We start from the raw sequence: 8,700 nt of genomic DNA, 5'->3' as shown, positions 1-8,700 counted from the left end.
ACGGAGGGGCGGACCACGGAGTCGTCCAGGCTGACGTTGCCGGAGAACCCGGCGCCGCCGGCGATCTCCTCCAGCCGGCGGTGCGCGTCCCGGGCGTCGTCGCCGGTCAGCCCGAGCGCCGGTTCCATCCGCAGCACCGCGACGAGGGTGGCCAGCGCGGCGGTGCGCTCGTCCGGCACCTGCCCGCTGGTCAGCGCCTCGGCCAGCCGGCGGCGGATGTCCGTCTCCACCGACGGGTCGGTGACCGGGTACCGGTGCACGTGGATGAAGCCCAGCTCGGTCTCGTCGATGTCCCGGACCACGCCCTGCCGGCACAGATCGCCGAGGATCCGGTCGCGCAGGCCGTGCCGCAGCCGCTGCACCCAGGACGCCGGGGTGTGCGGGGTGTCGGCGGCGATCCGACCGAGCACCTCGTCGGCGATCGGCTCGCCGGTGGGCGCCGGGTCGATCACCACCAGGGACCCCTCGGCGTACGCGATCCGGCCGGCCAGGGCCAGCTCGACCAGCACCGCGGCGGCCATCCCGAGGTCCAGGCTGATCCGCGGCATGGTCGCCTTGCCGGTTTCGTCGTCATAGGCGAGGAGCAGCAGCTCTTCGGCGAGCGCAACACCAGTCATGGCCCGAGACGGTATCCGGTGCCCGCACCCCTCCGTGGCACAACGCGCCCTCCCGGATGGACGGGGCACCGCGGCCGATCGGCCCGCCGGCGGAACCGGCGGGCCGTGACGGGTCAGAAGCGGGGCATGCCGCCGAACTGGCGGTCACCGGCGTCGCCGAGACCGGGGACGATGAACATCCGGTCGTTGAGGCCGTCGTCGATCGAGGCGGTGACGAGGCGCAGCGGGAGGCCGGACTTCTGCAGCCGCTCGATGCCGGCCGGGGCGGCCAGCACACAGAGCACGGTGATGTCGGTGCAGCCACGGTCGGCGAGCAGCCGGCAGCAGTGCTCCAAGGAACCGCCGGTCGCCAGCATCGGGTCGAGCACCAGGACCGGCAGGCCGGTCAGGTCGCGGGGCAGCGACTCCATGTACGCGCGCGGCTCGTACGTCCGCTCGTCGCGGGCCAGGCCGACGAAGCCCATCGACGACTCGGGGAGCAGGCCGAGGGCGGCGTCGGACATGCCGAGACCGGCCCGCAGCACCGGCACCAGCAGGGGCGGGTTGGCCAGCCGGGTGCCCTCGGCGTCCGTCACGGGGGTCTGGATCGGGTACTTCTCGACCGGGAAGGAGCGCGCCGCCTCGTACACCAGCATGGTGGTGAGTTCGTGCAGCGCGGCCCGGAACGACGCCGAGTCGGTCCGGGCGTCCCGCATGGCGGTCAGCCGGGACTGGGCGAGCGGGTGGTCAATGACGTGTACGTCCACGATCGCTCAACCTACCGGTCCAGCCCCGCCCGCAGTGCCGGTGCGGGGGTGACCAGCGACGCCGCTCACGTGTGGCGGCCCCGACCACAGGACGGTGATCAAGATCACTCGGCCGTCGGATGGGTAGTATTCGGGGCATGACGGCGACAGCGACGTCGGCCCGGTCGGAGCTCTCCGAGCTGGGACGATCCGAGACCGCTCTGCGGACCTTCCTGCACGGCCTGCCCGGCGTGGACCAGGTCGGCGCGGAGCAGCGGGCGGCACAGCTCGGCACCCGCTCCATCAAGACCACGGCCAAGGCCCAGGCGATCGACCTGGCGATCCGGATGGTCGACCTGACCACCCTCGAGGGCGCGGACACCCCGGGAAAGGTGCGGGCGCTCGCGGCCAAGGCGCTGCGCCCCGACCCGGCCGACCCGTCCTGCCCGCACGTCGGCGCGGTCTGCGTCTACCCGGCGATGGTCCCGTACGTGGCCGAGGTGCTGCGCGGCTCCGGCGTGCACCTGGCCAGCGTGGCGACCGCCTTCCCGTCCGGCCAGGCGCCGCTGGAGATCAAGCTGGCGGACGTCCGGGCGGCCGTCGCGGCCGGCGCCGACGAGATCGACATGGTGATCAACCGGGGCGCGTTCCTGGCCGGGCGCTACAAGGAGGTCTACGACGAGATCGTGGCCACCAAGTCCGCCTGCGGGGACGCCCACCTCAAGGTGATCCTGGAGACCGGCGAGCTGGCCACCTACGACAACGTGCGGCGGGCCTCCTGGCTGGCCATGCTGGCCGGCGGTGACTTCATCAAGACCTCCACCGGCAAGGTCCCGGTCGCGGCCACCCTGCCGGTGACCCTGGTGATGCTGGAGGCGGTCCGCGACTTCCGCGCGGCCACCGGGCGGCAGGTCGGCGTGAAGCCGGCCGGCGGCATCAAGACCACCAAGGACGCGATCAAGTACCTGGTCATGGTCAACGAGACCGTCGGCGCGGACTGGCTGGACCCGGACTGGTTCCGGTTCGGCGCGTCCAGCCTGCTCAACGACCTGCTCATGCAGCGCACCAAGCTGACGACCGGCGTCTACTCCGGTCCCGACTACTTCACCCTGGACTGAGAGCCGATGTTCGAATACGCACCCGCCCCCGAGTCCCGCTCGGTGGTGGACATCAAGCCCTCGTACGGGCTCTTCGTCAACGGGGAGTTCGTCGACCCGACCGACGGCGGCACCTTCAAGTCGATCAACCCGGCGTCCGAGGAGGTCCTGGCCGAGGTCGCCGAGGCCGGCCCGCAGGACGTGGACCGCGCGGTCCGCGCCGCCCGTGAGGCGTACGAGAAGGTCTGGGGCCCGATGCCGGGCCGCGACCGGGCCAAGTACCTGTACCGGATCGCCCGGATCATCCAGGAGCGCTCCCGCGAGCTGGCCGTGCTGGAGTCGCTGGACAACGGCAAGCCGATCAAGGAGTCCCGGGACGTCGACCTGCCGCTGGTCGCCGCGCACTTCTTCTACTACGCCGGCTGGGCCGACAAGCTGCCGTACGCCGGTTTCGGGCCGAACCCGCAGCCGCTCGGCGTGGCCGCGCAGGTCATCCCGTGGAACTTCCCGCTGCTCATGCTGGCCTGGAAGATCGCCCCGGCGCTGGCCGCCGGCAACACGGTCGTGCTCAAGCCGGCCGAGACGACCCCGCTGACGGCGCTGGTCTTCGCCGAGATCTGCCAGCAGGCGGACCTGCCGGCCGGCGTGGTCAACATCGTCACCGGCGCCGGTGACACCGGCCGCGCACTGGTCGAGCACGGCGGCGTCGACAAGGTGGCCTTCACCGGCTCCACCGAGGTGGGCCGGGCGATCGCCCGCGCGGTCGCCGGCACCCGCAAGAAGCTCACCCTGGAGCTGGGCGGCAAGGCCGCCAACATCGTCTTCGACGACGCCCCGATCGACCAGGCGGTCGAGGGGATCGTCAACGGCATCTTCTTCAACCAGGGGCACGTCTGCTGCGCCGGCTCCCGGCTGCTGATCCAGGAGTCGGTCGCCGACCGGGTGCTGGAGTCGCTGAAGCGCCGGATGGCCCAGCTGCGGGTCGGTGACCCGCTGGACAAGAACACCGACATCGGGGCGATCAACTCGGCGGCCCAGCTGGAGCGGATCCGCGAGCTCTCCGACGCCGGCTCCGCCGAGGGCGCCGAGCGCTGGTCGCCCGCGTGCGAGCTGCCGGAGCGGGGCTTCTGGTTCGCACCGACGATCTTCACCGGGGTCACCCAGGCACACCGGATCGCCCGCGAGGAGATCTTCGGCCCGGTGCTGTCGGTGCTGACCTTCCGCACCCCGGCCGAGGCCGTCGAGAAGGCCAACAACACGCCGTACGGGTTGTCGGCCGGGATCTGGACCGACAAGGGCTCCCGGATCCTCTGGATGGCCGACCGGCTCCGCGCCGGCGTCGTCTGGGCCAACACGTTCAACAAGTTCGATCCCACGTCGCCGTTCGGCGGCTACAAGGAGTCGGGCTACGGTCGCGAGGGCGGCCGGCACGGGCTGGAGGGCTACCTCAATGTCTGAGCGGGTCGCGGTACGCAAGACGTACAAGCTCTTCATCGGCGGGAAGTTCCCACGCAGCGAGTCGGGACGGTCGTACATCGTGCAGGACTCCAACGTCGCCCTCTCCTCCCGCAAGGACGCGCGCGATGCTGTCGTCGCCGCCCGGGCCGCCGTGAAGGGCTGGGCCGGGGCGACCGCGTACAACCGGGGCCAGATCCTCTACCGGGTCGCCGAGATGCTGGAGGGCCGGCGGGAGCAGTTCGTCGCCCTCGGCGTGCCGGGCGACGAGGTCGACGCCGCGACCGACCGCTGGGTCTGGTACGCCGGCTGGTCCGACAAGCTCCCGCAGGTGTACGGCGGCGCCAACCCGGTCGCCGGCCCGTACTTCAACCTGTCGGCGCCCGAGCCGACCGGCGTGGTGGCCGTGGTGGCCCCCGAGACGCCGGCCCTGCTCGGCCTGGTCAGCGTGATCGCCCCGGCGATCGTCACCGGCAACACCGTGGTGGTGGCGGCCTCGCCGGCGCAGCCCCTGGCCGCGGTGACCCTGGCCGAGGTGCTGGCCACCTCCGACCTGCCCGGCGGGGTGGTCAACATCCTGACCGGTCGGCTGTCGGAGACCGTGCCGACACTGGCCAGCCACATGGACGTCAACGCCATCGACCTGACGGGGGTGACCGACGCCGAGCTGGCGGCGGACCTGGAGGTGAAGGCGGCGGAGAACCTCAAGCGGGTGCTCCGCCCCGCCCCCACCGACCACGACTGGTCCGCCGACCCGGGCATCACCCGCATGACGTCTCTGCTGGAGACGAAGACGGTGTGGCACCCCAAGGGGGTGTGAGTCTCGTCCCCGGCCTTGGGGTTTTCGGGGGAGCCCCGCCCGGTCCGCGCGGAGGTCACGCTCACGTGTCCCGCCCTGCTAAGCGGTCTACTACGCGGGGTAGGATTGGCGCGTGACTCGGCTTGGCGATCTTGAGCGTGCGGTGATGGACGTGTTGTGGGACTTGGTCCCCGCCACGTCTCCTGGCGTCACCGTGCGCGAGGTGGCCGACGCGCTGGACGGGCGCGAGTTGGCGTACACGACGGTGATGACCGTGCTCGACCGGCTCGCCGGCAAGGGCATGGTGCAGCGCGAGCGTGAGGGGCGGGCCTGGCGGTACCGGGCCGCGGCCAGCCGCGAGGCGCACATCGCCAAGCTCATGCTCGACGCGCTCGACCTCGGCGGCAGCCGGGACGCCGCGCTGGTGCGCTTCGCCCGCTCGGTCACCGGCACCGAGGCGGAGGTGCTCCGCGCCGCGCTGAGCGCCGAGGCCGGGCTGGCCACCCCCGAGGCGGGGCTGACCGACCGGGTCGAGGATCCGCGGGCCGGGCGACCCGCGCTGGCCGACGAGGCGACGGACCGGTAGGGCGACCGCCGTGGCGTACGCCGTGCACTTCGCCGCGACCACCCTGGCCTGCTGGCTGACCGCGCAGGTCCTCGCCACGTCGACCTGGACCTGGCGGGCCCCCCGCGTGGCGATCGTCTGCTGGCAGGCCGTCGGGCTGGCGCTCGGCCTCTCCGCGATGGGGCTGCCGATGGCGCTCGGCCTCAGCACCTACGACCGGCCGACCGGGAGCGCCCTGCTCGCGCTGGCCACCGACCTGGCCCACGGCACCCTGCCGACCGGGCTGGGGGCGGTCCACCTCGGCCTGGTCGGGGTGGGCTTCGGCATCGGCGCGGTGCTGCTCACCACGACCGTACGCAGCATCCACGGCACCGTACGCGCCCAGCGTCGGCACCGGGAGCTGCTCAGCCTGGTCGCCCGTCGGGACCCGACCGTGCCGGGCGCCCTGGTGCTCGACCACCCCAGCGCGGCGGCGTACTGCCTGCCGGGGGTGAAGCCCCGGGTGGTGGTCAGCGCGGGGACGCTGAGCCTGTTGGACCGCGCCGAGCTGGAGGCGGTGCTGACCCACGAGCGGGCGCACGCGCAGGAGCGGCACGATCTCGTGCTGCTGCCGTTCACCGCCCTCTGCCGGGCGCTGCCGTGGTTCCGCTGGGTACGGGCCGCACACGAACGGGTGGCCCTGCTGGTCGAGATGCGGGCCGACGACAAGGCCCGGGAGCTGCACGCGGAGGAGCCCCTCGCCGGGGCGCTGCGCCGGTTCGCCGCGGCCGGCCACCGGATCACCCCGGCCGGCGCGCTGGGCATGGGTGACCGCGACCTGGACGTCCGGGTGCAGCGGCTGCTGGTCGCCGACCGGCCACCCCGCCTGATCGGTACCGCCGCGCTGACCCTGGCGACCACCCTGGTCGCCCTGCCGATCTCCCTCTTCCTGAGCTGACCGCCGGCACCCCGGCTCGGCTTTGCGCCGCGTGCGGATGCGTAGACAGCCTACGTGTAGGGTCTCTATGACAAGCGAGCCAACTCTTGGAGAGCGGCCATGGACACCCTGCTCCTCGCCCGTCTGCAGTTCGCCACCACCACGACGATCCATTTCCTCTTCGTGGTGGTCACGTTGGGGCTGGTCACGCTGCTGGTCGGCCTCCAGACCGCCGGATTCGTCACCGGCAAGCCGGTCTACGAGCGGCTGACCCGGTTCTGGGGCCAGCTCTACGTGATCAACTACGTGCTCGGGATCGCCACCGGCATCGTGATGGAGTTCCAGTTCGGGCTGAACTGGAGCGGCCTGTCGCGGTACGTGGGCAACGTCTTCGGCGCGCCGCTGGCCATCGAGACGCTGGTCGCGTTCTTCCTGGAGTCCACGTTCCTCGGCATGTGGATCTTCGGCTGGCACCGGCTGCGCCGGGGCGTCCACCTCGCGCTGCTCTGGGGCGTCGCGTTCACCGCGTACGCCTCGGCGTTCTGGATCATGGTGGCGAACTCCTGGCTCCAGCACCCGGTCGGCTACGAGGTACGCGACGGGATCGCCCACCTCACCGACTTCGGCGCGCTCCTCACCAATCCCACCCTCGGCTTCGCCTTCGCCCACGTGGTGTCGGCGAGCCTGGTCACCGGGGGGATGCTGATGGCCGCCGTCAGCGCCTGGCACCTGATCCGGCGTACCCCCGACTTCGCGCTCTTCCGCACATCGCTGCGGCTCGGTCTGCTCACCGCCGCCCCCGCGGTGGTCTTCCTGGTGGGCTTCGGGTTCGCCCAGTTCGGCCCGGTCGGCCGGCTGCAGCCGACCAAGTTCGGCGGCGGCCCGGACCGGGACGCGCTGGTCGCCGAGTGGACGGCGCGGTTCGGTTCCGGCGACTACACCCCGCCGGCGCTCGCCAACGTCGGGCTGGGCTTCATGATCCTGATCGGGTTCACGCTCTTCCTCGGAACCCTGCTGGTGCCGCTGCTCTGGCGGGACTGGATCATCCGGCTGCGCTTCCCGCTCTGGCTGATCCTGCTCGCCCTGCCGCTGCCCTTCGTCGCGGTCATCCTCGGCTGGATCGCCCGCGAGGTCGGCCGCCAACCCTGGGTCGCGTACGGGCTGCTCCCGACCGAGGAGGCGGTCTCCCCCGTCGGCGCGGGGGTGATGCTCACCTCGCTGGTCGGCTTCACCCTGCTGCTCGGCACGCTTGCCGTCACCAACTGCGTGCTGCTCGCCCGGCACGCCGCTCGCGGCGCGGCCGACCCCGCCCTCGGCCGGCCACCCGCGCCGGACACCGACACCCACCCCGCACCCGTCTTCGCCTGAGGGAGACCGTCGTGGAACTCGCCTGGTACGCCCTGCTCGGCCTCTTCTTCGCCACCTACCTCGTCCTCGGCGGCTACGACTACGGCGTCGGCCTGCTGCTGGCCCGCGGCGCCACCGCCCGGCGCACCGCCCTCAACGCCGTGGGGCCGTTCTTCCTCGGCAACGAGGTCTGGCTGGTCGCCGCCGTCGGCATCCTCTTCGGCGCCTTCCCCACCCTGGAAGGCGAACTGCTCTCCGGGCTCTACCCCGCCGTGATGGGCGCGCTGGTCGGGGTGATCCTGGTGACCGCCGGCGTCCAACTGCGCAGTCGGCCGCACACCGCGCGGGCCCGGGCCGGCTGGGACCGGGTGATCGTGGTCGGCAGCGCCCTCGCCGCGCTGGGCTGGGGTGCCCTGCTCGCGGGCTTGCTCCAGGGCGTACCGCTGCGGGCGGACGGGCACGTCGACGGGCTGACCCACCTCTTCACGCCGTTCGTGGCCGCCGCCGCGCTGGCGATGCTTGCGCTGGTCGCGGCGCATGGTGCGACGTTCCTCACGCTACGGCTGCCGGCCGAGGACGCCGCGCCGGTCCGCCGGCTGGCCCGCCGGCTCGTGCCGGTGGCGGTCACCGCGGTCGGCGCGACCACCGTCGTCGGTCTGCTCTCCGACCGGGTACGCGCCGCCGCACAGCAGCCGCTGGCCGCCGTACTCCTGGCGTTGTTGCTGGTCGTGGCGCTGCTGGCGGCCCGGACGGCGCTCGCGCGCAACCGCCCCGGGGTGGCCTTCGCCGCCACCAGCGCGGCGCTGGCGCTGCCGGTGGCGCTGGTCGGGGCGGCCCTCTGGCCGTGGGCGCTGGTCTCCACCGCCGAGCCGGGAGCCGGGTTGACCGTGGCGGACGCCGCCGCCAGCGGACCCACCCTGCGGCTGCTGGGCTGGCTGGCGCTGCCGCTTCTGCCGGCCCTACTAGGCTTTCAGGCGATGTGCTGGTGGGTGTTCCGGGGACGGACCGACGGCAGGGCACCGGTGTACTGGTGAACCGCCGCCCGTTCGACCCGCGTCTGCTGCGCCGGGTCCCCGCGGCCCGGCGCGACCTCGCCGTGCTCGCGGTACTGGGCGGGCTCACCGCGCTGCTGGCTGTCTCTTGTACACATCTGACGCTGCCGACGATCGCATAAGTGTA

General features: G+C 72.7%; 10 protein-coding genes. 8 read left to right on the top strand and 2 right to left on the bottom strand.

What is annotated here, in order from left to right:
* A partial coding sequence (locus DKL51_RS05380) for a GOLPH3/VPS74 family protein (RefSeq protein ID WP_148097730.1) occupies nucleotides 1–617 on the bottom strand: 617 nt, incomplete at its 3' end.
* Between the two features lie 113 nt (nucleotides 618–730).
* Entirely contained in the window at nucleotides 731–1,363 is a 633-nt protein-coding gene (gene upp, locus DKL51_RS05375; RefSeq protein WP_109944298.1) for a uracil phosphoribosyltransferase, read from the bottom strand.
* A gap of 137 nt (nucleotides 1,364–1,500) precedes the next feature.
* On the opposite strand from upp, the gene deoC reads away from it, so the two are divergent.
* The 8 genes from deoC (at nucleotide 1,501) to DKL51_RS37650 (ending at nucleotide 8,695) form a co-directional block, all read left to right on the top strand.
* Complete coding sequence (gene deoC / locus DKL51_RS05370) at nucleotides 1,501–2,460, top strand: deoxyribose-phosphate aldolase (protein WP_109944297.1); 960 nt, start codon at nucleotides 1,501–1,503, stop codon at nucleotides 2,458–2,460.
* A 6-nt stretch (nucleotides 2,461–2,466) separates the two neighbouring features.
* Nucleotides 2,467–3,897: an aldehyde dehydrogenase family protein gene (locus DKL51_RS05365; RefSeq protein ID WP_109964342.1), complete on the top strand. Its 1,431-nt coding sequence runs from the start codon at nucleotides 2,467–2,469 to the stop codon at nucleotides 3,895–3,897.
* Nucleotides 3,890–4,714, top strand: a complete 825-nt coding sequence (locus DKL51_RS05360; protein ID WP_109944295.1) for an aldehyde dehydrogenase family protein — start codon at nucleotides 3,890–3,892, stop codon at nucleotides 4,712–4,714. The genes DKL51_RS05365 and DKL51_RS05360 overlap by 8 nt, the downstream gene beginning before the upstream one ends.
* Before the next feature lie 112 nt (nucleotides 4,715–4,826).
* Nucleotides 4,827–5,279 (top strand): BlaI/MecI/CopY family transcriptional regulator, encoded by a 453-nt coding sequence (locus tag DKL51_RS05355; RefSeq protein ID WP_109944294.1) that lies wholly within the window; start codon nucleotides 4,827–4,829, stop codon nucleotides 5,277–5,279.
* A gap of 10 nt (nucleotides 5,280–5,289) precedes the next feature.
* Nucleotides 5,290–6,195 carry a M56 family metallopeptidase gene (locus DKL51_RS05350; RefSeq protein WP_109944293.1) on the top strand — a complete coding sequence of 302 codons (906 nt, stop codon included), beginning with the start codon at nucleotides 5,290–5,292 and terminating at the stop codon, nucleotides 6,193–6,195.
* Nucleotides 6,196–6,294: 99 nt separating this feature from the next.
* Nucleotides 6,295–7,542 (top strand): cytochrome ubiquinol oxidase subunit I, encoded by a 1,248-nt coding sequence (locus DKL51_RS05345; RefSeq protein ID WP_109944292.1) that lies wholly within the window; start codon nucleotides 6,295–6,297, stop codon nucleotides 7,540–7,542.
* Nucleotides 7,543–7,553: 11 nt separating this feature from the next.
* Nucleotides 7,554–8,555 (top strand): cytochrome d ubiquinol oxidase subunit II, encoded by a 1,002-nt coding sequence (locus tag DKL51_RS05340; RefSeq protein ID WP_109944291.1) that lies wholly within the window; start codon nucleotides 7,554–7,556, stop codon nucleotides 8,553–8,555.
* Nucleotides 8,552–8,695 carry a hypothetical protein gene (locus DKL51_RS37650; RefSeq protein WP_185734714.1) on the top strand — a complete coding sequence of 48 codons (144 nt, stop codon included), beginning with the start codon at nucleotides 8,552–8,554 and terminating at the stop codon, nucleotides 8,693–8,695. The genes DKL51_RS05340 and DKL51_RS37650 overlap by 4 nt, the downstream gene beginning before the upstream one ends.
* The last annotated feature ends 5 nt before the right edge of the window (nucleotides 8,696–8,700 follow it).

Origin of the sequence: Micromonospora globispora (assembly GCF_003857015.1) — a bacterium.
Taxonomy (GTDB): Bacteria; Actinomycetota; Actinomycetes; order Mycobacteriales; family Micromonosporaceae; genus Micromonospora; species Micromonospora globispora.
The sequence above is the reverse complement of the archived record's forward strand: the minus strand, read 5'-3'. Positions and strand labels throughout refer to the sequence as shown.

What these genes read in the sequence shown, in the direction of transcription:
- deoC (WP_109944297.1), top strand. Translation starts at nt 1,501, where the DNA reads ATGACGGCGACAGCGACGTCGGCCCGGTCGGAGCTCTCCGAGCTGGGA.
- DKL51_RS05365 (WP_109964342.1), top strand. Translation starts at nt 2,467, where the DNA reads ATGTTCGAATACGCACCCGCCCCCGAGTCCCGCTCGGTGGTGGACATC.
- DKL51_RS05360 (WP_109944295.1), top strand. Translation starts at nt 3,890, where the DNA reads ATGTCTGAGCGGGTCGCGGTACGCAAGACGTACAAGCTCTTCATCGGC.
- DKL51_RS05345 (WP_109944292.1), top strand. Translation starts at nt 6,295, where the DNA reads ATGGACACCCTGCTCCTCGCCCGTCTGCAGTTCGCCACCACCACGACG.